Source organism: Streptomyces sp. NPDC046335 (assembly GCF_055587985.1).
The window spans coordinates 50,914-75,562 of record NZ_JBVJFF010000004.1 but is presented as its reverse complement, the minus strand read 5'-3'; the positions used below and the strand labels follow the sequence as shown (position 1 = coordinate 75,562).

Here is a 24,649-nt window from a genome sequence, read left to right as displayed (position 1 = left end):
ATGACGGTGATCGTGGTGTCCGGTACGGGCACGGAGATCGGCAAGACGGTGACGACGGCCGCGGTGGCCGCCGCCGCCCTGGCGGCCGGCCGGAGCGTCGCGGTGCTCAAGCCCGCGCAGACCGGGGTCGCCCCCGGGGAGGCGGGCGACGTCCAAGAGGTGGCGCGGCTCGCGGGCGGCGGCATCACCACGCTCGAACTGGCCCGCTTTCCCGAGCCGCTGGCGCCGGACACCGCGGCGAGGCGGGCCGGGATGGCGCAGGTGCGCCCGTACGAGGTCGCCGACGCGGCCGGGAAGCTGGCGACCGAGCACGACCTCGTCCTGGTCGAGGGGGCCGGCGGGCTCCTGGTCCGCCTCGACGACGAGGGCGGCACGCTCGCCGACGCCGCGCGGCTCCTCGACGCCCCTGTCCTGGTCGTGGCCTCGGCGGGCCTCGGCACCCTCAACACGACGGCGCTGACGGCCGAGGCCCTGCTCACGCGCGGCGTACGGCAGCTCGGCGTCGCCATCGGGAGCTGGCCGGCCGCCCCCGACCTGGCATCGCGCTGCAACCTCGCCGATCTGCCCCGGGCGGCGGGCGCGCCCCTCCTCGGCGCGGTCCCGTGGGGCGCGGGTTGCCTCGAAGGTGCCGCCTTCCGCGCGGCGGCCGTCGAGTGGCTCTCGCCGGAGCTGGGGGGCACGTGGGACGCGGAGTCCTTCACGCTGCGGGAGGCACCGGCAGGGCGCTGAGACAAGGCCTGGTCAAGGTGCGTGCGCTGGGGTGAAGTCCGTCGCCCCGGCGCACGGCTCATGGGCGCGGACAGGGGAATTCGGGCCGCACCTGGGCAGCATTGCGGTAACAGCTCGCCCCGCCGAGGAGGGCCCATGTCTCCGCGCTCCGCAAGGACGGCGTCCAGGGACGCCGTGCACCACCCCGTCTTCGCCCGCTTCTACGCCCGCCAGAGCGTGGCCGCGGAGCGCGTGGTCTCCGCCCACCGCAAGGAGCTGCTCGCCGGGCTCTCCGGCCGGGTGATCGAGGTCGGGGCGGGCAACGGGCTCAACTTCCCGCACTACCCGGGCGCGGTCTCCGAGGTCGTGGCGATCGAACCGGAGCGCCTGCTGAGGAAGCTGGCCATGGAGGCGGCGCACCGTGCCGACGTGCCCGTCGACGTGGTGCCGGGCGCCGCCGAGGCGCTGCCCGTCAAGAGCGAGGCCTTCGACGCGGCCGTCGTCTCCCTGGTGCTGTGCAGCGTGCGGGACGTGCGGCGGGCGCTCGGTGAGCTGCACCGGGTGCTGCGGCCCGGCGGTGAGCTGCGCTTCTTCGAGCACGGCAGGGCGCCGGGCACCCTGATGGCGACCACGCAGCGGGTCCTGGACCGCACGGTGTGGCCGCCGCTGTTCGGCGGCTGTCACGTCGCGCGGAGCCCCGTGGAGTCTTTGGCCGACGCGGGCTTCGACGTCGGCCCCTACCGGCGGCTCCTGGTGCCCGCGAAGGGCCCGCGCCTGCCCTTCTCGTACTGCGTGCTCGGCACGGCGCGGCGGCCGGAGCTGTCCTGACGCGTGGTGTGCGCCGCGCGGGGCCCGCCGCTCACAGGCTCCACCGGCGCAGCTCCTCCGCGATGGCGTGCACGCTCGCGCCGTCCTCCTTCACCAGGCGGGCCAGGTCGCGCACCTGCTCGGGAGAGGTGACGACCTTGGTGCCGCTGGAGACGAGATAGGCGTAGGCGACGGAGGCGGCGAAGAGCGCGTTGGAGCGTTCGAGCGCGGGGATGTGCAGCAGGATCTGGAGGAGCGCGGCGGCCCGGTCGTGCGGTGTCTCGTAGACGGGGACGCCGAATATCTCCGCCTCGTGCCGGCTGACGGCGGCGACGAGCGCGCCCCAGTCGGTGACCGCCGGGTCCCCGGGCGTCTTGTGTTCGGCGATCATCAGGAGCCAGGCAAGATCGATTCTGAGGTTCAACGGCTCAACGACGATCTTCACCGAACGGACGCGTGGCGTCGTGCAGATGGCGTACGGGAGTCTCGCGGACCGCGCGGCTGCCCTCGCGGTCCTGGCCGAACTCTTCGGCGAAGACGCTCTCGTACTGCTTCATGAAATCGGCGGCGGCCTCGACGAACGTGTGGCCAATTTCCCCGGCGTCCTGTTTCACGAGTTCCTCTATGTAGCGGTTGACGCTGATGCCTCGGGCCAAGGCGCGCTCCCGGGCGGCCCGAGCGGTGTCCTCGTCCACCCGTACGTTCAGCTGAGTCTTCGCCATTCCCTCAAGCTAGCGCCGAGGTGCTATCACGACAAGGGCGCCGGATCGTGCCCCTTACATGCGTCCCGGCGCCCCGACCTCGGAGGGATACCGGAGACCGGCCCGCCCCACTACTGTTCGCGCAGACACGGGAGTTGGAACGGCCACACACCAGGAGGCGGCCTTGTCCACACCTGCTTCGGCACCGTCCACGGGCCGGCCGGGAGCCGCCGGAACCGCCGCGCGCGCCCGCGGGCTCACCAAGGCCTACGGCTCGGGCGAGACGACCGTGCTGGCCCTGGACTCGGTCGACGTGGACATCGCGCGCGAGCGCTTCACGGCCGTCATGGGGCCCTCGGGCTCGGGCAAGTCCACCCTCATGCACTGCCTCGCCGGGCTCGACAACGTGTCGGCGGGGCAGGTGTGGCTGGGCGACACGGAGATCACGGGGCTCAAGGAGCGGGAGCTGACCCGGCTGCGGCGGGACCGCGTCGGCTTCATGTTCCAGTCCTTCAACCTCATCCCCACGCTCAACGCCCTGGAGAACATCACGCTCCCGATGGACATCACCGGGCAGCGGCCCGACCGCGACTGGCTGGAGCACGTCATCGACACCCTGGGCCTGCGGGACCGCCTCAAGCACCGGCCCGCGCAGCTCTCCGGCGGACAGCAGCAGCGCGTGGCCTGCGCTCGGGCGCTGGCCTCCAAACCCGAGCTGATCTTCGCCGACGAGCCGACGGGCAACCTCGACTCCCGGGCGGGCCTGGAAGTGCTCGGCTTCCTGCGCGAGGCGGTCGACCAACTGGGCCAGACCGTGGTCATGGTGACCCACGACCCGAGCGCCGCCGCCACCTCCGACCTGGTGCTCTTCCTCGGCGACGGGCGGATCGTGGACGACATGGCACGCCCGACGGCCGACGGGGTGCTCGAACGCATGAAACGGTTCGACGCCCTGGGCGCGGTACCGCCCGGCGGCCCGGCACCCTCCGACGGCACCGCCGAGCAGAGCTGAACCGGGGGCTGCCGTGCTGAAGGCGACACTCAGAAGCTTCCTCGCGCACAAGGGCCGGCTCGCGCTCTCCGCCCTCGCCGTCATCCTCTCGGTGGCGTTCGTGGCCGGCAGCCTGATCTTCTCGGACACCGTGAGCCGCACCTTCGACCGGCTGTTCGCCTCCACGTCGGCGGACGTCATGGTCGGCCCGCAGGACGACCTCGACGGGGCCGTGCCGTCGGGGCAGACCCCGACGGTGCCCGCGAGCCTGCGGGAGCGGGTGGCGGAGGTCGAAGGCGTCGCCGACGCGCACCTGGACGTCTCCGTCGACAATGTCACCGTCGTCGACCGCGACAACGACCCCGTGGGGTCGACGACCGGCGCGCCGACCGTCGCCACGAACTGGTACGTCACCGACCGCAGCCCCGTGAAACTCACCTCGGGCCACGCGCCGCGCGGCGCAGGGCAGGCGATCCTGGACGCGGACACGGCCGACAGGAAGGACGTGGAGATCGGCGACACCCTCACCGTCCTCGCCCGCCCCGGCTCCTTCGAGGTCGAGATCGTCGGCATCGCCACCTTCACCACCACCAACCCCGGCGCGGCCCTCGTCTTCCTGGAGACGAGGAGCGCCCAGCGCGAACTGCTCGGCTCGGCCAAGGAGGCGACGAGCGTCTCGGTGACCGCCGCCGACGGCGTCGGCGACACCGTCCTCAAGCGCCGCATCGCCGCCGAGGTGGGCTCCGGGTACGAACTGGAGACCGCCGACGAGCAGGCCGACTCCGCCGCGTCCGACCTGGGCGGCTTCCTGGACATCATCAAGTACGTGATGCTCGGGTTTGCCGGTATCGCCGTCCTGGTCGGCATCTTCCTGATCGTCAACACCTTCTCCATGCTGATCGCGCAGCGCACCCGCGAGCTCGGCCTGCTGCGTGCCCTCGGCGCCGACCGCAGCCAGGTGCGCCGCTCAGTGCTCATCGAGGCCCTGCTGCTCGGCCTGGCCGGCTCCACGCTGGGACTCGCCGTCGGCATCGGCCTCGCCCTGGGCCTCATCGAACTGATGGGCGTCCTGGGGATGAACCTGAAGTCCACGGAGATGGTCGTCAACTGGGCGACCCCCGTGGCGTCGTACGTCGTCGGGGTCGGCGTCACGTTCGTCGCCGCGTACCTCCCCGCGCGCCGGGCCGCGCACGTCTCGCCGATGGCGGCGCTCGCCGACGCCGAGATCGCCGGGGTGGGGCGGCCGTTGAAGGTGCGGGCCGTGGTGGGCTCCGTCGTCGCGCTGGGCGGGGCCGCCGCGCTCATCGGCTGCGCCGCGGCCGAGAAGACCTCGACGGCGGCGTCCCTGCTGGGCCTCGGCATCGTCCTGAGCCTCGTCGCCACCGTCATTGCTGGGCCCCTCCTGGTGCGGCCGGTGATCCGGGTGCTCGGCGGGGTGTTCCCCGCCGTCTTCGGCTCGGTGGGCCGGATGAGCCAGCGCAACGCGCTGCGCAATCCGCGCAGGACCGGCGCGACGGCCGCCGCGCTGATGGTGGGCATCGCGCTGGTCGGCGGCCTCTCCGTGGCGAGCGCGTCGATGACGAAGTCCTTCGACAAGCAGATCGACGCCACGCTCGGCGCCGACTTCGTCGTGCAGAACAGCAGCTTCATGCCCTTCTCGCCGGAGGTCACCGCGAAGGTCGAGGACATCGAGGGCGCCGGTCTCGTCGTGCGCCAGCGCTTCGCTCCCCTCGAACTGTCGCTGCCCGACGGCGAGAAGGTCGAGTCGACCGCCGCGGGCTACGATCCGCGGCTCGACGACGTCGCCAAGGTGACGTATGCCGAGGGGAGTTCGCGGGCCGCGCTCGCGCCGGAGCACATCGGTATGGACAAGGAGTTCGCGGCGGAGCACCGGGTGCGCGTCGGCGACGAGCTGTCCGTGACGTTCCCGGAGAAGCGGAAGGCCACGCTGACGGTGGGCGCCCTCACCGACCAGGAGGCACCCGAGGGGTTCGGCATCGAGGGCGGGCTCTTCCTGGGGCTCGGCACGGTCGAGAAGTACGTGCCGGGCGGCCAGGACTCCGCCGTGTACGTCAACGCCGCCGCCGGGACGGACCCGGACACGCTGCGCGAGCGCCTGGAGAAGGCCCTCGATCCGTACCCGCAGGTACAGGTCCGCGACCAGGCCGACTACAAGGAACTCATCCGCGGGCAGATCGCCGTGATGCTCTACCTCGTCTACGCCCTGCTCGGCCTCGCGATCGTCATCGCCGTCCTCGGCGTGGTCAACACGCTGGCCCTCTCGGTCGTGGAGCGCACCCGGGAGATCGGGCTGCTGCGCGCCATCGGGCTCGGCCGGCGTCAGCTGCGGCGGATGATCCGCCTGGAGTCGGTGGTGATCGCCGTCTTCGGGGCGGTCCTCGGTCTTGCGCTCGGCCTGGTCTGGGGCCTCGCGGTACAGCAGGTCCTCGCGCTCCAGGGCATGAAGGAACTGGCCTTCCCCTGGCCGACGATCCTGGCGGTGGTGCTCGGCTCGGTGGTCGTGGGTCTCGCGGCGGCCCTGCTTCCGGCGCTGCGGGCGTCGCGGATGAACGTACTGGCGGCGATCGCGCACGAGTGAGCGGTCGCGCACGGGTGACACGGGTGAGGGCTCGCGCACGGTGAGGACTCGCGCACAGGTGAGGGCTCGCGCACAGGTGAGGGCTCGCGCACGGGTGAGGGCTCGCGCCGGGTGGATGGCGGTGCCTTGTGGCTTTCCGCCGCGCGCGAGGCACCGTCCGCATCGTGAAAACCCCGCACACCCCACCCGCCGCGGTGGTGGGATGAGCGCCATGGATGATCTTCGGATACGGGCCGCCGAGCCCGGTGATCTCGACGCGGTGCTCGCCTTCTGGAAGGTGGCCGCCGAGGGGACCAGCATCAGCGACGACCGCTCCGGCGTGGAGCGGCTCGTCGGCCGCGACCCCGAGGCGCTGATCCTCGCCGAGCGTGGCGGGGAGCTCGCGGGCACGGTCATCGCGGGCTTCGACGGCTGGCGCTGCCACCTGTACCGCCTGGCCGTCCACCCCGGACACCGCCGCCAGGGCGTGGGCTCCGCGCTGCTCGCCGCCGCGGAGGAGCGGTTCGTACGCCTCGGCGGGCGGCGCGGCGACGCGATGGTCCTCGACCGCAACGAGCTCGCCCACCACACCTGGCGCGCTGCGGGCTACTCCCCCCAGCCGCAGTGGTCCCGCTGGGTGAAGCACCTCACGGACTGAGGGGCACGGCGCGCGCGGGCCGGGTACACGGGCGGAATGACCAGCCCGACCCCGAGCCCGCGCCCACCGACGTACGAGAGCTGTTTTGCTGACCCTTTACCATGGAGCGGTCACCCGTACCCCTCGTCTGAAAGGTGTGAGCGTCCGTCCATGGGCGAGCCTCCCAGTACCCGACATCGCGCGTTCCTCCCCACCCTGCCTGATCATGGGACGGAGGTGACCCGATGACCGAAGTGCTCCTGCTCCTCGTGGCGGTGCTGCTCTGCCTGGCCTGTGGTGTCTTCGTCGCGGCGGAGTTCTCCCTCACCACGGTCGAGCGCAGCGAGCTCGAGCGAGCCGTCGACCGCGGCGAGCGCGGCGCCGCCGGCGCCCTCAAGGCGACCAAGAACCTCACGTTCCAGCTCTCCGGCGCGCAGCTCGGCATCACCGTCACCAACCTGGTGGTCGGCATGCTCTCCGAGCCCTCGATCGCCAAGCTCATCGCGGGCCCGCTGCGTGACGCGGGCCTGCCGGACTCGGCTTCGTCCTCGGTGGCCCTGGTCATCGGCACGGCGCTGTCGACGGTCTTCCTGATGGTCATCGGCGAGCTGGTCCCCAAGAACTGGGCGATCTCCTCGCCGCTCGCCGTAGCCAAGCGGGTCGCGACGGCTCAGCGCCTGTTCAGCGCCGCCTTCCGGCCGTTCATCGCGCATCTGAACAACACCGCGAACCGTTCCGTACGCCGCTTCGGCATCGAGCCCGCCGAGGAGCTGGCCTCCGCGCGCGGCCCCAAGGAGCTCGTGGCCCTGGCCAGGCACTCCGTCAAGGAAGGCGCGCTGGAGGCGGACACCGCCGAGCTGTTCGTCCGTACGCTGAACCTCGCCGACCTCAGCGCGGAGAACGTGATGACGCCGCGCGTGCAGGTCATCGCGCTCGACGTGCACGCCACCTGCGAGGACGTCGCCAACGCCACACGCGCGACCGGCCTCTCCCGGTTCCCCGTCTACCGCGGCAACCTCGACTCCGTCGTCGGCGTGGCGCACATCAAGGACGTGCTCGCCGTGCCGGCCGAACGCAGGCCACGCGCGTCGGTCGCCGAGCTGATGCGCGAGCCGCTGCTCGTACCGGAGTCGCTGACCGTCGACCGCCTGCTCGACCGGCTCTCCGGCAAGCGCACGATGGCCGTGGTCATCGACGAGTACGGCGGCACCGCGGGCGTCGCGACCCTGGAGGACATCGTCGAGGAGGTCGTCGGCGAGGTGCGTGACGAGCACGACCCGCACGAGACGCCCGACATCGCGACCGCGGGCACGGACGAGGACGGCAGGACGCTCTGGTCCGCCGACGGTGCCGCCCGTACGGACCAGCTCGCGCGGGTCGGCCTGCGCGCGCCCGAGGGGCCCTACGAAACGCTCGCCGGGCTCGTCGCGAGCGAACTCGGACGGATTCCCGCCGAGGGCGACAGTTTCGAGGTCGGCGGCTGGCGCCTGGTCGTCCAGGACGCCACCGGACGGCGCGCGGCGCGCGTGCTGCTGCACGCCCCGCCCGCCGCCGATGACCAGGAGGACGCCCGATGACCGCCATCCAGTTGCTGATCGGTCTGGCGACGCTCGTCGTCAACGCGTTCTTCGTGGGCGCCGAGTTCGCGCTCATCTCCGTGCGCCGCAGCCAGATCGAGCCGCGGGCCGACGACGGCGACAGGCGCGCCAAGAGCGTGATGTGGGGGCTCAAGCACGTGTCGGCGCTGCTCGCGGCGGCCCAGCTCGGCATCACGCTGTGCACCCTGGTGCTCGGTGTCGTCGCGGAGCCCGCGATCGCGCATCTCCTTGAGCCCGCGTTCGACTGGGTGGGCGTGCCGCACGGCCTGGTCCACCCGATCTCGTTCGTCATCGCGCTGACCGTGGCGACGTATCTGCACATGCTGCTCGGCGAGATGGTCCCGAAGAACATCGCGCTCGCGGAGCCGGTGCGGACGGCGCTGCTGCTCGGGCCGCCCCTGGTGGCGCTGGCACGGGCGCTGCGGCCGGTGATCTTCGCGATCAACGCGTTCGCCAACGGTCTGCTGAAGCTGATGCGCGTGGAGACCAAGGACGAGGTGTCGGCGAGTTTCTCCGACGAGGACCTGGCCCGCATGGTCAGGGACTCCGGCGACGCGGGGCTGATCGACGACCGCGCGCGGGAGCGTCTGCACGACGCGCTCGAACTGGGCCGCCGGCCGGTCAAGGACGTGGTCCTGCCGCTGGAGAACGTCGTCTACGCGCGCGTGGGCGTCACTCCGGAAGGTCTGGAACGCCTCTCCGCGGAGTCCGGGTTCTCCCGCTTCCCCGTCGTCGACGAGGGGCGCCGCATCGTCGGCTATCTGCACGTCAAGGACGCGCTCGACCGGATGCCGCAGGACCTGCCGTTCCGGGTGCCGGACATGCGGAAGATCGCCCAGGTGCGGGAGACGACGCCGCTTGACGACGTGCTGACCGCGATGCGCGGCAGCCGTACGCATGTGGCCGCCGTGCTCGGCTCCGACGGGCGGCTGGCCGGCATGGTCACGATGGAGGACGTGCTGCGCGAGCTCTTCGGCCAGCCGGTCTGACGTCACCCGCGCGTCGCGGACCTGCTCCCCACCGGCTCTTCCAGGAGGCCGGGGCCCTTGGCCCCGGCCTCCGAGGCGCCGATCGCCGTCAGGACGGCGAGCAGCGCCGCGAGACCGGCCGTCGCGAGGGCCGCGCCCCACTCGACGTCCAGGAGGCTGGTCGCCCCGGCGACCAGGACGGCGGCGAACGCCTGGGCGAAGGTGCGGAGCGCGCGTTCCGCGGTGGCTTTCCAGAAGGCTGCGGTCCACATGGCGGGCTCGCTCTCTCGCGACGACGGCGTGCCTTATGGCATACCGCCGCCGGGCCGCGCTGGGAACGGCCGCGTCGGGTTACCATCGCAGACGCCATGCAGATGAATGCCAAGTACAACAGTCTGGTCGCGGTCGGCGACTCCTTCACCGAGGGCATGTCGGACCTCCTGCCCGACGGCACCTACCGCGGCTGGGCCGACATCCTGGCCGGCCGGATGGCCGCCCAGAGCCCCGGCTTCCGGTACGCGAACCTCGCGGTGCGCGGCAAGCTCATCGGGCAGATCGTCGCCGAGCAGGTGGGCGTCGCCGCGGAGATGCGGGCCGACGTGGTCACCCTGGTGGGCGGGCTCAACGACACCCTGCGCCCCAAGTGCGACATGAACCGCGTCTGCGACCTCCTCGAAGAGGCCGTGGAACGGCTCGCGCCCTCCTGCGAGCAGCTCGTGCTGATGCGCAGCCCCGGCCGGAACGGGCCGGTGATGGAGCGCTTCCGCCCCCGCATGGAGGCGCTCTTCACGCACATCGACAACCTGGCCGCACGGCACGACGCCCTGGTCGTGGACCTGTACGGCGCGCCGGTCCTCGGCGATCAGCGCCTCTGGGACGTCGACCGGCTGCACCCCACTTCGGAGGGGCACCGCAGGATCGCCGAGGCCGTGTGGCAGGCCCTCGGTCATCCGCCGGAGGACGACTGGCAGACTCCGCTGGCGGCCATGGCCCCGCCGAACTGGGCCGCGCGCCGCGTCGCCGACGCCCGGTTCGCCAGGCAGTACCTGGCGCCGTGGATCGTGCGCCGCCTGACCGGCCGCTCCTCCGGGGACGGTCTGCCGCCCAAGCGCCCGGACCTGCTGCCCTGGGAAGAACTGCGCCCCTGAACTCTCGTAGCTTCCGACGAACGGGGGCGTGGCGCTGGCCTGCATGAATGCCCAGTAGAATCAGGTCACGTGACTGCCGCGCCTGCAAAGCCCCGTATCCCGAACGTCCTCGCCGGACGTTATGCCTCCGCCGAGCTCGCCACCCTCTGGTCGCCCGAGCAGAAGGTGAAGCTGGAGCGTCAGCTCTGGCTCGCCGTGCTGCGCGCGCAGAAGGACCTCGGGATCGAGGTCCCGGACGCCGCCATCGCCGACTACGAGCGGGTGCTCGACCAGGTCGACCTGGCCTCCATCGCCGAGCGCGAGAAGGTCACGCGCCACGACGTGAAGGCCCGCATCGAGGAGTTCAACGCCCTCGCCGGGCACGAGCACGTCCACAAGGGCATGACCTCGCGCGACCTCACCGAGAACGTCGAGCAGCTCCAGATCCGGCTCTCCCTGGAGCTGATCCGCGGCCGTACCCTCGCCGTCCTGGCCCGCCTCGGCCGGCTCGCCGGTGAGTACGGCGAGCTGGTCATGGCGGGCCGCTCGCACAACGTCGCCGCGCAGGCGACGACGCTGGGCAAGCGCTTCGCGTCCGGCGCCGACGAGCTGCTCGTCGCCCACCGCCGCCTGGACGACCTCCTCGGCCGCTACCCGCTGCGCGGCATCAAGGGCCCGGTCGGCACCGCCCAGGACATGCTGGACCTGCTCGGCGGCGACGCCGACAAGCTCACCGACCTCGAAGGACGCATCGCCGGGCACCTCGGCTTCGACAGCGCGTTCACCTCGGTCGGCCAGGTCTACCCGCGCTCGCTCGACTACGAGGTCGTCACCGCCCTGGTGCAGATCGCCTCCGCGCCCTCCTCGCTCGCCAAGACGATCCGTCTGATGGCGGGCCACGAGCTGGTCACCGAGGGCTTCAAGCCGGGCCAGGTCGGCTCGTCCGCGATGCCGCACAAGATGAACACCCGCTCCTGCGAGCGCGTCAACGGCCTCACCGTCATCCTGCGCGGCTACGCCTCGATGACCGGCGAGCTGGCGGGCGACCAGTGGAACGAGGGCGACGTCTCCTGCTCGGTGGTGCGCCGGGTCGCCCTGCCCGACGCGTTCTTCGCGCTCGACGGGCTCCTGGAGACGTTCCTGACCGTCCTCGACGAGTTCGGCGCCTTCCCCGCCGTCGTCGCGCGCGAGCTGGACCGCTACCTGCCCTTCCTCGCCACCACCAAGGTCCTCATGGCCTCGGTGCGGGCGGGCGTCGGCCGCGAGGAGGCCCACGAGGCCATCAAGGAGAACGCGGTCGCCTCCGCGCTCGCGATGCGCGAGCAGGGCGCCGAGCGCAACGAACTGCTCGACAAGCTCGCCGCGGACTCCCGTATCCCGCTGGACCGTGCGCAGCTCGACGAGCTGATGGCCGACAAGCTGTCCTTCACGGGCGCGGCGAGCGCGCAGGTCGCCACGGTGGTCGCGCAGATCGAGGCGCTCCTCAAGGAGCACCCGGAGGCCGCCGCCTACACGCCGGGCGCGATCCTCTAGCTCCCCGGACTCCCGTCTCCGGCTACAGGCCCACGTCCCTGCCGCGGAAGTCCTCCAGCGACTCCCGGCGGACCAGCAGCCTGGCGTGCCCGCCGGCCACCGCGACCACGGGCGGACGGCCCACGAGGTTGTAGCCGGAGGCCATGGAGAGGTGGTATGCCCCCGCGACCGGCACGGCGAGCAGATCGCCCGGCCGTACGTCGGCGGGCAGAGGGGTGTCCGCGGCGAGGACGTCACCGGCCTCGCAGTGCCGTCCGACGACCGTCACGCGGGCCTCTTCGGCCGTGGAGCGCCGGCCGACGAGGCGCGGGGCGTACCGCACGCCGTACAGCGCGGGCCGCGGGTTGTCGCTCATGCCGCCGTCCACCGCGACGAAGGTGATGCCGCCGGTCCGCTTGACCGCGAGCACCCGGTAGAGCGCCACCCCGGCGGGCCCCGCGATGGCGCGCCCCGGCTCCACGGCCAGGCGGGGCACGGGCAGGCCGGCCGCCGCGCAGCTCTCGGCCAGCTCGGCCCGCACCTTGCTGGCGAGGGCGGCGATGTCGAGCGCGTCCTCGCCGGGGCGGTACGCGATGCCGTGCCCGCCCCCGAGATCCAGCTCGGGCAGCGTGACGCCGTGCTGGTCCCTGATCCGCGCCATGAGCCCGACGAGGCGGCGCACCGCGCACAGGTACGGCTTGGCCGTGGTGATCTGTGAGCCCAGGTGGCAGTGCAGGCCCATCAGCCGCAGAGCCGGCTGGCCGAGGATGCGGGCGACGGCGTGCCGCGCCGAGCCGTCCGCGATGGACAGGCCGAACTTCTGGTCGTCGGTGCCGGTACGGATCTTCGCGTGTCCGCCGGCGGCGATGCCCGGCACCACCCTGACCAGTACCTTCTGGCGGCTGCCCGGCGGCACGGCGGCGGCCAGGCGCGCGATCTCCGAGGCGCTGTCGATGACGATCCTGCCGACCCCGAGCCGCAGCGCGGCCCGCAGGTCGTGCGGGCTCTTGGCGTTGCCGTGCAGCACGATGCGGTCGGCGGGGAAGCCCGCGGTGACGGCGAGCTCCAGCTCCCCTGCCGAGCAGACGTCGAGCCCGAGCCCCTCCTCGCGCACCCAGTGGACCATGGCGCGGCACAGGAACGCCTTGGCGGCGTAGAGAACGTCGGCGTCCCCGAAGGCCTCCCGGTAGCCCCGGCAACGAGCGCGCACGTCGCCTTCGTCGAGAACGTACGCGGGAGTCCCGAAGCGCTCGGCGACCTCGGAGAGCGCGACACCACCGACGGAGAGCCCCCCGTCGGCGAGCGGGACGACGGACCCGGGCCAGACGGCCAACGCGGGGCCTGTCGGGGCGACAGGCTCGGGCGGAGTTACGTCGAGTGTGGTCATGACAGGTTTCCTCCTCGCCCCGGCCTCAGCCGACCCACTGGGCCGGAGCGGCGGCCGCCGGCGTGGCGCCCGCCGAGGACGCGGTCTGCCCTCGCCGCGTCTCGTCGTACCCCTTCGCCGAGACGCGGACCGGCCGCGGGCCGACCGGGTGGGCGGCCAGGGTGGGGTCGACCGTGATGGCCGTGATGCCCAAGGGCTCGATGAGCGCGCGCAGGGCCGGCTCGGCGAGGCCGATCCACGGCTCGCGGGCGCCCAGGACGGCGCCGAGGAGGTGCGGGGTGGTGAAGGCGACGGCGGTGCGCCCGCCGACGGGGGTACGGAACAGGCGGGCGACGCGGCCCGCGGGTCCCGGCCGGACGGGGACGAAGAGCCGCCCGGCCGGGCCGGGTTCGCAGGGCTCGGGGTCCTCGCCGAGCAGCAGTTCTGCCATGGGGTTCCTCCGGAGGGGGAGAGTCGGGGTCGCCGCGGTTCGGGAAAATCCGCGGCACACGGTGACGTTATGCCCGGCACGGCGTGTCAACACCCGGCTCGTTACGCGACGTTGACGCACCCGTGCCCGGTCTTGACGCGATGCTCGCGGGCCGTCGTCCTGCCCCTGGGGCGGCACGGAGCCACCTCATCAGGGCCGCGTCCGGGTCGGCCAGGCCCTCTTGAGCGCTCGTGCGGGGGCCAGTTGGATGGCGGACGTACGGGGAACCCGTACGGAGCAGCAGGGCTCCCGAGCGCGGTCCGACGGTTGGCGCCCGCCAGAAGAGCGCACGGCGAGCGCGGCTCGACCGGGCCGGGCGCCCGCGCCCTTTTCACCCGTAGGTCTCACCCCCGAGGAGCGCCTCATGATCCGGCTCTCACCGCAGCACCTCCCCGCCGTGTCCCGCTGGTTCGGCACGGGGGCGCCCGGCTCCGCCGCCCTCGCCGAGCACGTCGCCGCCACGGGCGTGGGCGCCTGGTGGGGCGACCGCGCCCTCAGCCCGAGAACCGTGGCGGTCTCCTGCGCGGGCCACGTCCTGCTGAGCGGCGACCCCGGCGCACTCTCCCCCGGGCTCCTCGCCCCCTTCGCGCACAGCCGCGTAGAGGCGCCGGACCGCTTCCTGCCGCTGCTCGACGCCGCCTTCGACCGGGTCGTACCGGCCGAACGCCTGGTGTACGTGTACCGCGAGCCGGTGGCCGCGCCCCGGCCGCCGCGAGGCGTGACCGTACGCCGCCTCGAACCCGGCGACGCCCCCGCGCTCGCCGCGCTCTCCCCCGCGTCGGCCTGGATCCACTCCAGCTGGGGCGGGCCCGAGGGGCTCGCCGCCTCCGGGCACGGCTGGGCCGCCTTCGACCGGAGCGGCCGTGTCGCCACCGTCGCCTGCGGCTACTTCGTCGGCAACACGTACGAACGCCTGGCCGTGCTCACCCCGCCGGAGCACCGGCACGAACGCCTGGCCCTGGCCTGCGTCGCCTCCCTGTGCGCCGACATCGGCGCGCGCGGACGCGTCGCGAACTGGTCCTGCGGACGGGGCGACCGCATAGGCCGTCTCCTCGCCTGGACTGCGGGATTCCGTCTGGAGCACGAGTACGCCCGTTACGTCACCGGAGGAGCCGCGGCCCAGCCGAAGACTCCGCCACGGGTCTCCGCGTGAACCGCCCGCGTCCGCGCCGCAGCCCTAGCCTTCCGCTCGTTCGAGATCAAGAGCGTCCAGGAGAGGGCAAGGTCACAGCCGTGGGTGGCACCGCGTGCCATGGGTTGACCCCTAGCATCAGGGCATGACGGTCCTGCCTGACGACGGGCTTTCCCTGGCCGCCGAGTTCCCTGATGCGACCCATGAGCAGTGGCAGCGCCTTGTGGAAGGCGTGCTGCGCAAGTCGGGTAAGGACGTATCGGGGACGGCCGCAGAGGAAGCGCTGTCCACCGCACTCGAGGACGGGCTCACCACCCGCCCCCTGTACACCTCCCGTGACGCCGCGCCCGCCGCCGGCCACCCCGGCTTCGCCCCCTTCGTACGGGGCGGCACACCCGGTGGCAACGCCCCCGCGGGCTGGGACGTACGGCAGCGGCACACGAGCCCCGACCCCGCCCGCACCAACGAGGCCGCGCTCGCGGACCTGGAGAACGGCGTCACCTCGCTGTGGCTCGGCGTGGGCGCGAACGGCGTGCCCGTGTCGGCGCTGCCGCGGGCGCTGGACGGCGTCCTCCTCGACCTCGCGCCCGTCGTCCTCGACGCGGGCGCGGAATTCGGCCCCGCGGCGCGCGCGTTGCTCGCGCTGTACGAGGCCGCGGGCGTCCCGAAGCAGTCCGCCCGCGGCACGCTCGGCGCGGACGTGCTCGGCCACGAGGCCCGCTCCGGCGAGGCGTCGGACTCCGCCGAGGCCGTCGAGCTCGCCACGGTGTGCGCCCGGGAGTACCCGGGCCTGCGGGCCCTCGTCGTGGACGCGCTGCCCTACCACGAGGCGGGCGGCTCGGCCGCGCAGGAGCTCGGCGCGTCCCTCGCGACCGGCGTCGCCTACCTGCGCGAGCTGACGGCGGCCGGGCTCTCCGTGGCGGAGGCCTGCGCCCAGCTCGAATTCCGCTACGCGGCGACCGCCGACCAGTTCCTGACCATCGCCAAGCTCCGCGCCGCGCGCCGCCTCTGGGCGCGCGTGGCCGAGGTGTGCGGCGCTGCCGCCGCCGGGGCGCAGCGTCAGCACGCGGTGACCTCGCCGGTGATGATGACCCGCCGCGACCCGTGGGTGAACATGCTCCGCACGACGGTGGCCTGCCTGGGGGCCGGGGTCGGCGGCGCCGACGCCGTCACCGTGCTGCCGTTCGACCACTCGCTCGGCCTGCCGGACGCCTTCGCGCGCCGCATCGCCCGCAACACCTCCACGATCCTGATCGACGAGTCACATCTGGCCCGCGTGATCGACCCGGCGGGCGGCTCCTGGTACGTGGAGCGGCTCACCGACGAACTTGCGCGGGCCGCCTGGGCGTTCTTCCAGGAGATCGAGGGCGCGGGCGGCCAGGCCGCCGCCCTGCGCTCCGGCATGATCGGCGAACGTCTCGCCGCCACCTGGGCCACCCGCACCGAGAAGCTGGCCCGGCGCCGGGAACCGATCACGGGCGTCAGCGAGTTCCCGCACCTCGCCGAGAGCCCCGTGGAGCGCGAGACCGCGCCCGCCGCGCCGGCCGGCGGCCTGCCGCGGGTCCGGCGCGACGAGGCGTACGAAGCGCTGCGCGCCCGCTCCGACGCGCACCTCGCCGCGACCGGGGCACGTCCGAAGGTGTTCCTCGCGGCGCTCGGTCCGGCCGCCGCGCACACCGCGCGGGCGGGCTTCGCCGCGAACCTCTTCCAGGCGGGCGGCATCGAGACCGTGCATGAACCGGCCACGGTGGACGCGGCGACGGCCGCCGACGCCTTCCGGGCCTCCGGCGCGCCGGTGGCGGTCCTCTGTTCGAGCGACGCCCTCTATGCCGAGCAGGCCGAGGCGGTCGCCAAGGCCCTCAAGGGCGCGGGCGCCGGGCAGGTCTTCCTGGCTGGGCGCGGTGAGTACGACGACGTCGACGCGTACGTCCACGCCGGCTGTGACGCCGTGGCCGTGCTCTCCTCCACCCTCGACCGCATGGGAGTGGCGTAATGCGCATCCCCGACTTCTCCTCCGTAGACCTGGGCCCCGGCACGGATGCCGCGGGCTCGCACGAGCGGTGGCGCGCCGCCGTGAAGGAGACCACCGGCAGGTCCGAGAGCGACCTGCTGTGGGAGACCCCCGAGGGCATCGGCGTCAAGCCGCTGTACACCGGCGCCGACCTGGAGGGCCTCGACTTCCTCGGCACCTACCCGGGCGTGGCCCCGTATCTGCGCGGCCCCTACCCGACGATGTACGTGAACCAGCCCTGGACGATCCGGCAGTACGCGGGGTTCTCCACCGCCGAGGAGTCCAACGCCTTCTACCGGCGCAACCTCGCCGCCGGGCAGAAGGGCCTTTCGGTCGCCTTCGACCTGCCGACCCACCGCGGCTACGACAGCGACCACCCGCGCGTCACGGGTGACGTGGGCATGGCCGGGGTGGCCATCGACTCCATCTACGACATGCGGCAGCTCTTCGACGGCATCCCGCTGGACAAGATGACGGTGTCGATGACGATGAACGGCGCCGTGCTTCCCGTGCTCGCGCTGTACATCGTGGCGGCCGAGGAGCAGGGCGTACCGCCCGAGAAGCTGGCCGGGACCATCCAGAACGACATCCTCAAAGAGTTCATGGTCCGCAACACCTACATCTATCCGCCGACGCCCTCGATGCGGATCATCTCGGACATCTTCGCGTACACCTCGCAGAAGATGCCGCGGTACAACTCCATCTCCATCTCCGGCTACCACATCCAGGAAGCGGGCGCGACGGCCGACCTGGAGCTCGCGTACACCCTCGCCGACGGCGTGGAGTACCTGCGGGCCGGGCAGCAGGCGGGCCTGGACGTCGACGCGTTCGCGCCGCGCCTGTCGTTCTTCTGGGCGATCGGCATGAACTTCTTCATGGAGGTCGCCAAGCTCCGCGCCGCGCGCCTGCTCTGGGCGAAGCTCGTCAAGCAGTTCGACCCGAAGAACGCCAAGTCGCTCTCCCTGCGCACCCATTCGCAGACGTCGGGCTGGTCGCTGACCGCGCAGGACGTGTTCAACAACGTCACGCGGACCTGCGTCGAGGCGATGGCCGCGACCCAGGGCCACACCCAGTCGCTGCACACCAACGCCCTCGACGAGGCGCTGGCGCTGCCCACCGACTTCTCCGCCCGCATCGCCCGCAACACCCAGCTGTTGATCCAGCAGGAGTCGGGCACGACGCGGACGATCGACCCGTGGGGCGGCAGCGCGTACGTGGAGAAGCTGACGTACGACCTGGCGCGCCGCGCCTGGCAGCACATCGAGGAGGTCGAGGCCGCCGGCGGCATGGCGAAGGCCATCGACGCGGGCATCCCGAAGCTGCGCGTGGAGGAGGCCGCCGCGCGCACGCAGGCCCGCATCGACTCGGGGCGGCAGCCGGTCATCGGCGTCAACAAGTACCGCGTGGACTCCGACGAGCGGATCGAGGTCCGCTCCGTCGACAACTCCTCGGTGCGCGCCCAGCAGGTCGACAAGCTGCGGCGCCTTCGCGAGGAGCGCGACGACGCGGCCTGCCGGGACGCGCTGCGCGCGCTGACCGCGGCGGCCGAGCGCGGCTCCGGCCCCGGTCTGGAGGGCAACCTCCTCGCGCTCGCGGTGGACGCGGCCCGCGCCAAGGCCACGGTCGGTGAGATCTCCGACGCGTTGGAGAGCGTGTACGGGCGGCACGCGGGGCAGATCCGTACGATCTCCGGTGTGTACCGCACCGAAGCAGGCCAGTCCCCGTCCGTCGAGCGCACCCGCGCCCTGGTGGACGCCTTCGACGAGGCCGAGGGGCGCCGGCCGCGCATCCTGGTGGCGAAGATGGGCCAGGACGGCCACGACCGCGGCCAGAAGGTGATCGCCAGCGCCTTCGCCGACCTCGGCTTCGACGTCGACGTCGGCCCGCTCTTCCAGACCCCCGCGGAGGTCGCGCGCCAGGCCGTCGAGGCGGACGTGCACATCGTGGGCGTCTCCTCGCTGGCCGCGGGGCACCTCACCCTCGTACCGGCGCTGCGCGAGGAGCTGGCCGCCGAGGGCCGCGAGGACATCATGATCGTGGTGGGCGGGGTGATCCCGCCGCAGGACATCGAGGCCCTGCACCAGGCGGGTGCCACGGCGGTGTTCCCGCCCGGCACGGTGATCCCGGACGCGGCGCACGACCTGGTCAAGCGACTGGCGGCCGACCTCGGCCACGACCTGTGAGCCGGTGAGCCCCCTGCCTGCCACGATCGACATCGACGCGTACGCCAAGGGCGTCCTCGACGGGAGGCGCGCGTTCGTCGCGCGCGCCATCACTCTCGTCGAGTCGACCCGGCCGCAGCACCGGCTGCTCGCGCAGCGGCTGCTGACCGAGCTGCTTCCGCACAGCGGGCGGGCGCGGCGGATCGGGATCAGCGGGGTGCCCGGCGTGGGCAAGTCCACGTTCATCGACGCGCTCGGCACGATGCTGACCTCGCTCGGGCACCGCGTGGCGGTGCTCGCCGTCGACCCGTCGTCGACGCGCACCGGCGGCTCCATCCTGGGTGACAAGACCCGGATGGAGCGGCTCTCGCAGGACCCCGCCGCCTTCGTACGGCCCTCTCCTTCCGCCGGGACGCTCGGCGGGGTCGCCAAGGCGACCCGGGAGTCGATCGTGGTGATGGAGGCCGCGGGGTACGACGTGGTGCTCGTGGAGACCGTGGGTGTCGGGCAGTCGGAGACGGCCGTGGCGAACATGGTCGACACGTTCCTGCTGCTCACCCTCGCCCGCACGGGCGACCAGCTCCAGGGCATCAAGAAGGGCGTCCTCGAACTCGCGGACGTGATCGCCGTGAACAAGGCCGACGGTCCGCACGAGCGCGACGCCCGCTCGGCGGCGCGTGAACTGGCGGGCGCGCTGCGGCTGATGCACCCCAGCGATGCCGCGTGGACGCCACCGGTCCTGACGTGCAGCGCCCGGGAGTCGAGTGGCCTCGACACGCTCTGGGACCGGCTGCAACAGCACCACACGCTGCTCGACTCCACGGGACGTCTCGCCGCCAAGCGCCGTGACCAGCAGATCGACTGGACGTGGTCGATGGTGCGGGACGAGCTGCTCGGCAGGCTCCGCGACCACGCCGAGGTCCGCCGCGTGGCCCCCGAGCTCGAAGAGCGCGTCCGGGAGGGCACGCTGACGGCATCATCGGCGGCCGAGCTGATCCTCGACGCCTTCCAGGGTCCTGGGCGGGGCGAGGGCTCCGGCCGGGGCGATGCCTCGGGGCGCGGCGAAGGCCCGGGCGCGCCGGGGGCGTCCTCGCACTGAACCACGGCGGCCGCGTGTGGGCCGGTGTGTCGCGCTGACGCGTGCCCGCCGGTCCCGCCGGGCGCCTCGCACCACCGCGCACCACACGAACGGAGCCACCGCACCATGAACGCCCCCTCCGACGACGCCGCCGTACTGCTCCGCCGCGAAGGCCGCGCCGGATACGCCGTCCTGAACCGGCCGCGGTCGATCAACGCCCTCAACCACGCCATGGTCCGCCTCCTGAACGGCGCCCTCACCGACTGGGAGGGCGACGGCTCGGTGGAGACGGTGGTCCTCACCGGTGCCGGGGAGCGCGGGCTCTGCGCGGGCGGCGACATCCGCTCCATCCACGACGACGTCAGGGCGGGGCGCCCGGCGGCACCGGCCGCGTTCTGGTACGACGAGTACCGCCTCAACGCCCGCATCGCCCGCTTCCCCAAGCCGTACGTCGCCGTCATGGACGGCATCGTGATGGGCGGCGGCGTGGGCGTCTCGGCGCACGGCGGCGTGCGCGTGGTCACCGAGCGCTCCCGGATCGCGATGCCCGAGACCGGCATCGGCTTCGTGCCGGACGTCGGCGGTACGTACCTCCTCACGCGCACGCCCGGCGAACTGGGCACGCACCTCGCCCTGACCGGCTCCCCCGTGGCGGCCGGTGACGCGCTGCTCTGCGGGCTCGCCGACCGCTACGTGCCCTCGAAGCGCCTGCCGGAGTTCACCGCAGCCCTCGCCGCCATGCCCGCGGCCGACGCCGTGCGCCGGTACGAGACCGCCGCCCCCGGGGCCGAACTGGCCGAGCACCGCGAGTGGATCGACCACTGCTACGCGGCCGGCACCGTCGAGGAGATCGTGGACCGGCTGCACGCCTGCGGCGAGCGGCACGCCAAGGAGGCGGCCGAGACGCTCCTGGCCAAGTCCCCGACCGCCCTCAAGGTCACGCTCGCCGCGCTGCGCAAGGCCCGTGAACTCCCTGACCTGGAAGCCGTGCTCGCCCAGGAGTACCGCGTGTCCTGCGCCATGCTGGGCGCGCCCGACCTGCCCGAGGGCATCCGCGCCCAGGTGGTCGACAAGGACCGCAGGCCGCGCTGGTCGCCCGCGGAGCTCGCTCAGGTGACGGAGGCGGAGGTGGCCCGCTTCTTCGCCGAACCCGTCGGGGGACCGCTGCGCCTCGGCTGACCCACAAGTCCCGCGGCGGCCCCGCCGACCGCCGGACCGTGTGTCAGGGCGGGGATATCTCCGTCACCACGGCGAGCAGTTGGAAGGGCAGTTCCTTGTCCCACTGGGCGACGCCGAGGGCTACCCAGCGGCCGTCCACGTGCCACAGGTGCAGGTCGGGCACGGACGAGGCGAGCTGGGCCCACGGCTCCGGTATCTCCTCCGCGGCGTCGTCACCGAAGCCCGCGCCCATCATCCGGTCGAGGAGGCTCGCCAGGCTGAACCGCTGGGGCGGCCCCCAGCGGTCGGCCAGGAGGACCGTCAGGCCGTCGCGCTCGGCCTCGTACTGCTCCTCCGTGAGGTGCCAGCGGGTGCCGTCGTCCTCCCAGAAGGTGTCGCTCGTCAGTAACTCCCCGATGTGGTAACCGGGCCCTTCGGAGCCGCACTCCGACCTGCCGTGCTCCGCGGGGAACTCCCGGGAGCGCAGCAGGTCGATCACGGCGAGATGCTGTGCGGTACTCATGAGGCCAAGTAAAGCGGGCGGCACTGACAATCAGTCATCCGCCGGATGTCGCGGAGCCGTCGGCGGCCTCACGCGTCGCGTCGGCGCACCGCCCACCAGCCCGCGAGCAGCGCGGCGGCCGCCCAGGCCGCCAGCACGGCAAGTCCGGCCCAGGGCCCCAGCGTTCCCGTCGGTGCCTCGTGCAGCACCTGCTGGCCCGCCTTGTCGGGCAGGAAGGCCGCGACGCCGCTGTCCATGTCGCCGACCACGAAGGACACGATGAGCGTGAAGGGGATGAGGATGCTCAGGACGGCGACACCACTGCGCAGCACCGCCGTCAGGCCGACCGCGAGGAGCGTCATCAGGGCGAGGTAGATCCCGCCGCCCACGCAGGCCCGCACCGCGCCGGGGTGACCGAGGCCGATGCCGTCGTCGCCCAGGAACGCCTGGCCGACCAGGAAGGTGCCGAAGCCGGTGAGCAGCCCCGCGAGCAGCGCGAGGCCGCCGACGACCGCGACCTTGGAGCCGTAGAAGAGCCCGCGGCGCGGCACCGCGGCGAGGGAGATCCGCAGGGCACCGCTCGTGTACTCCGACGCGACGGCGGTCGTACCGAAACTGATGGCCGCGATCTGGCCGAAGTTGAAGGCGTAGAAGGCGTCGAAGAGCGGTTCGGCGTCGGCGCTGTCCGCCTCGGCCACGCCGACCGTCGCGAACACCAGGGCGGTGATGGCGACGGTCGCCGCGAACACGGTGACCAGCGAGATCAGGCTGGACCGCAGGGACTTGACCTTGATCCACTCTGCGTGGGCGACGGGCAGCACGGCGCTGTGGGACACGGTCAGACCTCCTGGGTGGACGGGGCGGCGGGCGTGGCCGGAGCGGTGGCCGAGAACTCGGTCTCCTCCGCCGTGAGCGCGAGGTAGGCCTGCTCCAGGGAGGCCCGTTCGTCGGCGAGTTCGAGCACGGGGATGCCGGCGGCCGCGGCGAGGGCGCCGATCTCGTCGGCCCTGGCGTCGTCGACCGTCCAGCGACCGTCGTCCGCGTCCCCGAGCACGTACCCCTTGGCCAGGAGGATGCCGCGGAGCCGGTCGGGTTCGGTCGTGCGCACCCGCACGCTCGGGTGGCTGTGCGCCTCGATGAAGTCGGGCATCGGGGTGTCCGTGAGGAGCCTGCCGCGGCCGAGGACCACGAGGTGGTCGGCGAAGGTGGCGGTCTCGTTCATGAGGTGGCTGGAGACGAGGACCGTACGGCCCTCCCGGGCGAGGCGCCGCATCAACTCGCGTATCCAGATGATGCCCTCGGGGTCGAGTCCGTTGGACGGCTCGTCGAGCATCACCACGGCGGGGTCGCCGAGCAGGGCCGCGGCGATGCCGAGACGCTGCCGCATGCCCAGCGAGAACGTCTTGATCCTGCGTCCGGCCACCGTCTCGAGTCCGGCCTCTTCGAGGACGTCGTCGACGCGGCGCGCCGGGATGCGGTTGCTGACGGCGAGGGCCAGCAGGTGGTTGCGGGCGGTGCGTGAGCCGTGTGCCGCCTGGGCGTCCAGAAGGGCCCCGACGTGGCGCAGGGGTTCGTCGAGGCCGGCGTAGGCGCGGCCGCCGACCGTGGCCGTGCCCGAGGTCGGCCGGTCGAGGCCGAGGACGAGGCGCATGGTCGTCGACTTGCCGGCGCCGTTGGGGCCGAGGAATCCGGTGACTTTGCCGGGGCGGACGCTGAACGAGAGGGCGTCCACGGCCCGGGTCGTGCCGTACTCCTTGGTGAGGTCTTGGACGTCGATGCTGGTCATGGGGCAAGCCTCGCCGCGTGCGGGCCCCGTGGTCTTCCCCCGTCCGGGGAGTCCGTCTCCCCCGGGCGGGGGAGCCGCGCGGCGCGGCCCTGCTGGCACGATGACGGTATGCCCGGCTTCCTGAAACCCCTGACGCGCGCGATCACTTACACGCGCTGGCTGCACGTCTTCCTGGGGTCGGGCGTCGCGTGGGTGAGCGCCTCGATCTATCCCGGGCTCTACAAGCCCACGTACATCGACTGGGTACTCGTCGCGGTCGTCCCCGCTCCCCTGCTGATGGCGGCCGCCATGGTGCCCGCCATCCGCAGGGCCGAGGGGCTACAGGCCCGCATGATGCTGTTTCCCGGTCAGCACGCGCGCGTGGCGGGCGGGGAGGTGGAGGAGTCCGGCATCTCCGTGGCCCCTTCCGCCTCCTGGCGTGACCGGGTGCGAACCGCCGTGTGGCTGGTGTTCCGCCTGGAGGCAGGCATCGCCCTGGTCCTTGTGACGGGCCAGCTCCTCGGGACGGTCTTCGTCCTGACGGGGGCGAACGGCCAGCCCCCGGAGTCCGATGGCCTGCTGTTCCCCATGCCCGATCCCGGCTGGTTCAGACTGCCGCTGAGCGTCCTCCTGGCCCTCGCGGAGTACGGCGCGCTGCTGGCGGCGGGCCATGTGACGGCCGTGGTGGCCCGCCGTCTGCTCGGCCCCTCCGCCGCCGAACGCCTCGCCGTCATGGAGGAGCGCACCGAGCAGCTCCTTGAACGCAACCGCATCGCGCGCGAGCTGCACGACTCCATCGGCCACGCGCTGACCGTCGCCGTCGTCCAGGCGGGCGCCGCGCGGGCCGCGGCCGACCCGGAGTTCACCGCGCGGGCCCTGGAGGCGGTCGAGGAGACCGGGCGGGCCGCTCTGGAGGACCTGGAGCGGGTCCTGCGGGTGCTGCGCGAGGACGAGCAGCCCGTGGGCGCCCGGCCGACCCTCGCCGACGCCGAGCGTCTCCTCCAGTCGGCGCGCGCCTCCGGGGCGAAGGTGGACGTGGAGGTGACGGGCCCTGTGGAGCGGCTGCCCGGTCCGGTCTCCCGTGAGGGGTACCGGATGCTCCAGGAGGCGTTGACCAACGTCCTGCGCCACTCGGGTCCCGTGCCGGCGCGGCTGCGGATAGCCGTCGACGACAGCCGCCTGGTGATGGAGGTGCGCAACGCGCTGCCGGGCGGGGCCGGTCCGACGGGGCGCGGCGGCAGCGGTCTGCGCGGCATCCGGGAGCGGGCCACGCTGCTCGGCGGGCGGGCCACCACGGGCCCCCTGGACGGCGACTGGCAGGTTCACGTCGAACTGCCCCTGCGGTGATCTACGCTGGC

General features: G+C 73.0%; 23 protein-coding genes. 15 read left to right on the top strand and 8 right to left on the bottom strand.

All coding sequences use genetic code 11. The annotated features are described in order from the left end of the window. Together bioD and ACZ6JY_RS09770 are read left to right on the top strand one after the other, a co-directional pair. Positions 1–729: a dethiobiotin synthase gene (gene bioD, locus ACZ6JY_RS09775; RefSeq protein ID WP_469194051.1), complete on the top strand. Its 729-nt coding sequence runs from the start codon at positions 1–3 to the stop codon at positions 727–729. 135 nt (positions 730–864) lie between these two features. Beyond that, positions 865–1,536, top strand: a complete 672-nt coding sequence (locus ACZ6JY_RS09770) for a class I SAM-dependent methyltransferase (RefSeq protein WP_469194049.1) — start codon at positions 865–867, stop codon at positions 1,534–1,536. Between the two features lie 31 nt (positions 1,537–1,567). Here the strand turns inward: ACZ6JY_RS09770 and ACZ6JY_RS09765 are convergent, their stop codons facing one another. Both ACZ6JY_RS09765 and ACZ6JY_RS09760 read right to left on the bottom strand, forming a co-directional pair. Beyond that, a complete protein-coding gene (locus tag ACZ6JY_RS09765) occupies positions 1,568–1,939 on the bottom strand; it encodes a fic family toxin-antitoxin system, toxin component (protein ID WP_369212908.1) in 372 nt (123 codons plus the stop codon). Between the two features lie 4 nt (positions 1,940–1,943). Continuing rightward, complete coding sequence (locus tag ACZ6JY_RS09760) at positions 1,944–2,237, bottom strand: toxin-antitoxin system HicB family antitoxin (protein ID WP_469194047.1); 294 nt, start codon at positions 2,235–2,237, stop codon at positions 1,944–1,946. 163 nt (positions 2,238–2,400) lie between these two features. Here ACZ6JY_RS09760 and ACZ6JY_RS09755 point away from each other — a divergent pair, with 163 nt between their 5' ends. The 5 genes from ACZ6JY_RS09755 to ACZ6JY_RS09735 all read left to right on the top strand — a co-directional run bounded on the left by ACZ6JY_RS09755 (position 2,401) and on the right by ACZ6JY_RS09735 (position 9,009). Then, on the top strand, positions 2,401–3,228 hold the full coding sequence (locus ACZ6JY_RS09755) for an ABC transporter ATP-binding protein (RefSeq protein WP_469194045.1): 828 nt from the start codon (positions 2,401–2,403) through the stop codon (positions 3,226–3,228). A 13-nt stretch (positions 3,229–3,241) separates the two neighbouring features. Then, the gene (locus ACZ6JY_RS09750; RefSeq protein WP_469194043.1) at positions 3,242–5,806 is read left to right on the top strand and encodes an ABC transporter permease; all 2,565 of its coding nucleotides are present in this window, start codon (positions 3,242–3,244) and stop codon (positions 5,804–5,806) included. Between the two features lie 211 nt (positions 5,807–6,017). Further along, positions 6,018–6,443 carry a GNAT family N-acetyltransferase gene (locus ACZ6JY_RS09745; protein ID WP_469194041.1) on the top strand — a complete coding sequence of 142 codons (426 nt, stop codon included), beginning with the start codon at positions 6,018–6,020 and terminating at the stop codon, positions 6,441–6,443. A 224-nt stretch (positions 6,444–6,667) separates the two neighbouring features. Then, the gene (locus ACZ6JY_RS09740) at positions 6,668–7,999 is read left to right on the top strand and encodes a hemolysin family protein (protein ID WP_469194039.1); all 1,332 of its coding nucleotides are present in this window, start codon (positions 6,668–6,670) and stop codon (positions 7,997–7,999) included. After that, positions 7,996–9,009, top strand: coding sequence for a hemolysin family protein (locus ACZ6JY_RS09735; protein ID WP_469194037.1), 1,014 nt, complete (start codon positions 7,996–7,998; stop codon positions 9,007–9,009). The genes ACZ6JY_RS09740 and ACZ6JY_RS09735 overlap by 4 nt, the downstream gene beginning before the upstream one ends. 2 nt (positions 9,010–9,011) lie before the next feature. Here ACZ6JY_RS09735 and ACZ6JY_RS09730 read toward each other — a convergent pair whose 3' ends face one another. Beyond that, on the bottom strand, positions 9,012–9,260 hold the full coding sequence (locus tag ACZ6JY_RS09730) for a holin (RefSeq protein ID WP_469194035.1): 249 nt from the start codon (positions 9,258–9,260) through the stop codon (positions 9,012–9,014). Positions 9,261–9,356: 96 nt separating this feature from the next. On the opposite strand from ACZ6JY_RS09730, the gene ACZ6JY_RS09725 reads away from it, so the two are divergent. Both ACZ6JY_RS09725 and purB read left to right on the top strand, forming a co-directional pair. Continuing rightward, positions 9,357–10,136 (top strand): SGNH/GDSL hydrolase family protein, encoded by a 780-nt coding sequence (locus ACZ6JY_RS09725; protein ID WP_469194033.1) that lies wholly within the window; start codon positions 9,357–9,359, stop codon positions 10,134–10,136. 69 nt (positions 10,137–10,205) lie between these two features. Continuing rightward, on the top strand, positions 10,206–11,648 hold the full coding sequence (gene purB, locus ACZ6JY_RS09720; RefSeq protein ID WP_469194031.1) for an adenylosuccinate lyase: 1,443 nt from the start codon (positions 10,206–10,208) through the stop codon (positions 11,646–11,648). 22 nt (positions 11,649–11,670) lie between these two features. On the opposite strand, the gene lysA is transcribed toward purB, so the two are convergent. Next, positions 11,671–13,014, bottom strand: coding sequence for a diaminopimelate decarboxylase (lysA, locus tag ACZ6JY_RS09715; RefSeq protein ID WP_469194029.1), 1,344 nt, complete (start codon positions 13,012–13,014; stop codon positions 11,671–11,673). A 25-nt stretch (positions 13,015–13,039) separates the two neighbouring features. Then, a complete protein-coding gene (locus ACZ6JY_RS09710; RefSeq protein ID WP_469194028.1) occupies positions 13,040–13,444 on the bottom strand; it encodes an SAV_915 family protein in 405 nt (134 codons plus the stop codon). A 403-nt stretch (positions 13,445–13,847) separates the two neighbouring features. Here ACZ6JY_RS09710 and ACZ6JY_RS09705 point away from each other — a divergent pair, with 403 nt between their 5' ends. From ACZ6JY_RS09705 to ACZ6JY_RS09685, 5 genes are all read left to right on the top strand, one after another. Then, entirely contained in the window at positions 13,848–14,636 is a 789-nt protein-coding gene (locus ACZ6JY_RS09705; protein WP_469194026.1) for a GNAT family N-acetyltransferase, read from the top strand. Positions 14,637–14,760: 124 nt separating this feature from the next. Then, positions 14,761–16,608, top strand: coding sequence for a methylmalonyl-CoA mutase small subunit (gene mutA / locus ACZ6JY_RS09700; RefSeq protein WP_469194024.1), 1,848 nt, complete (start codon positions 14,761–14,763; stop codon positions 16,606–16,608). After that, complete coding sequence (gene scpA, locus ACZ6JY_RS09695) at positions 16,608–18,809, top strand: methylmalonyl-CoA mutase (RefSeq protein ID WP_469194022.1); 2,202 nt, start codon at positions 16,608–16,610, stop codon at positions 18,807–18,809. The genes mutA and scpA overlap by 1 nt, the downstream gene beginning before the upstream one ends. Positions 18,810–18,822: 13 nt before the next feature. Further along, positions 18,823–19,887: a methylmalonyl Co-A mutase-associated GTPase MeaB gene (meaB, locus tag ACZ6JY_RS09690; protein ID WP_469195000.1), complete on the top strand. Its 1,065-nt coding sequence runs from the start codon at positions 18,823–18,825 to the stop codon at positions 19,885–19,887. 105 nt (positions 19,888–19,992) lie between these two features. Continuing rightward, positions 19,993–21,045 (top strand): enoyl-CoA hydratase/isomerase family protein, encoded by a 1,053-nt coding sequence (locus ACZ6JY_RS09685; RefSeq protein ID WP_469194020.1) that lies wholly within the window; start codon positions 19,993–19,995, stop codon positions 21,043–21,045. A gap of 43 nt (positions 21,046–21,088) precedes the next feature. Here the strand turns inward: ACZ6JY_RS09685 and ACZ6JY_RS09680 are convergent, their stop codons facing one another. From ACZ6JY_RS09680 to ACZ6JY_RS09670, 3 genes are all read right to left on the bottom strand, one after another. After that, positions 21,089–21,547, bottom strand: coding sequence for a hypothetical protein (locus ACZ6JY_RS09680; RefSeq protein WP_469194018.1), 459 nt, complete (start codon positions 21,545–21,547; stop codon positions 21,089–21,091). Between the two features lie 68 nt (positions 21,548–21,615). Further along, positions 21,616–22,368 carry an ABC transporter permease gene (locus ACZ6JY_RS09675; protein WP_469194999.1) on the bottom strand — a complete coding sequence of 251 codons (753 nt, stop codon included), beginning with the start codon at positions 22,366–22,368 and terminating at the stop codon, positions 21,616–21,618. After that, the gene (locus ACZ6JY_RS09670) at positions 22,365–23,312 is read right to left on the bottom strand and encodes an ATP-binding cassette domain-containing protein (protein WP_469194016.1); all 948 of its coding nucleotides are present in this window, start codon (positions 23,310–23,312) and stop codon (positions 22,365–22,367) included. The genes ACZ6JY_RS09675 and ACZ6JY_RS09670 overlap by 4 nt, the downstream gene beginning before the upstream one ends. Before the next feature lie 108 nt (positions 23,313–23,420). Here ACZ6JY_RS09670 and ACZ6JY_RS09665 point away from each other — a divergent pair, with 108 nt between their 5' ends. Beyond that, entirely contained in the window at positions 23,421–24,638 is a 1,218-nt protein-coding gene (locus ACZ6JY_RS09665; protein ID WP_469194014.1) for a sensor histidine kinase, read from the top strand. Positions 24,639–24,649 lie beyond the last annotated feature (11 nt).

Bases quoted from the DNA above. Each gene is read 5' to 3' on its own strand.
- bioD (WP_469194051.1), top strand. From the start codon at position 1: ATGACGGTGATCGTGGTGTCCGGTACGGGCACGGAGATCGGCAAGACG.
- ACZ6JY_RS09770 (WP_469194049.1), top strand. From the start codon at position 865: ATGTCTCCGCGCTCCGCAAGGACGGCGTCCAGGGACGCCGTGCACCAC.
- ACZ6JY_RS09760 (WP_469194047.1), bottom strand. From the start codon at position 2,237: ATGGCGAAGACTCAGCTGAACGTACGGGTGGACGAGGACACCGCTCGG.
- ACZ6JY_RS09745 (WP_469194041.1), top strand. From the start codon at position 6,018: ATGGATGATCTTCGGATACGGGCCGCCGAGCCCGGTGATCTCGACGCG.
- ACZ6JY_RS09740 (WP_469194039.1), top strand. From the start codon at position 6,668: ATGACCGAAGTGCTCCTGCTCCTCGTGGCGGTGCTGCTCTGCCTGGCC.
- ACZ6JY_RS09735 (WP_469194037.1), top strand. From the start codon at position 7,996: ATGACCGCCATCCAGTTGCTGATCGGTCTGGCGACGCTCGTCGTCAAC.
- ACZ6JY_RS09730 (WP_469194035.1), bottom strand. From the start codon at position 9,260: ATGTGGACCGCAGCCTTCTGGAAAGCCACCGCGGAACGCGCGCTCCGC.
- ACZ6JY_RS09725 (WP_469194033.1), top strand. From the start codon at position 9,357: ATGCAGATGAATGCCAAGTACAACAGTCTGGTCGCGGTCGGCGACTCC.
- lysA (WP_469194029.1), bottom strand. From the start codon at position 13,014: ATGACCACACTCGACGTAACTCCGCCCGAGCCTGTCGCCCCGACAGGC.
- ACZ6JY_RS09710 (WP_469194028.1), bottom strand. From the start codon at position 13,444: ATGGCAGAACTGCTGCTCGGCGAGGACCCCGAGCCCTGCGAACCCGGC.
- ACZ6JY_RS09705 (WP_469194026.1), top strand. From the start codon at position 13,848: ATGATCCGGCTCTCACCGCAGCACCTCCCCGCCGTGTCCCGCTGGTTC.
- mutA (WP_469194024.1), top strand. From the start codon at position 14,761: ATGACGGTCCTGCCTGACGACGGGCTTTCCCTGGCCGCCGAGTTCCCT.
- scpA (WP_469194022.1), top strand. From the start codon at position 16,608: ATGCGCATCCCCGACTTCTCCTCCGTAGACCTGGGCCCCGGCACGGAT.
- ACZ6JY_RS09685 (WP_469194020.1), top strand. From the start codon at position 19,993: ATGAACGCCCCCTCCGACGACGCCGCCGTACTGCTCCGCCGCGAAGGC.
- ACZ6JY_RS09680 (WP_469194018.1), bottom strand. From the start codon at position 21,547: ATGAGTACCGCACAGCATCTCGCCGTGATCGACCTGCTGCGCTCCCGG.
- ACZ6JY_RS09670 (WP_469194016.1), bottom strand. From the start codon at position 23,312: ATGACCAGCATCGACGTCCAAGACCTCACCAAGGAGTACGGCACGACC.
- ACZ6JY_RS09665 (WP_469194014.1), top strand. From the start codon at position 23,421: ATGCCCGGCTTCCTGAAACCCCTGACGCGCGCGATCACTTACACGCGC.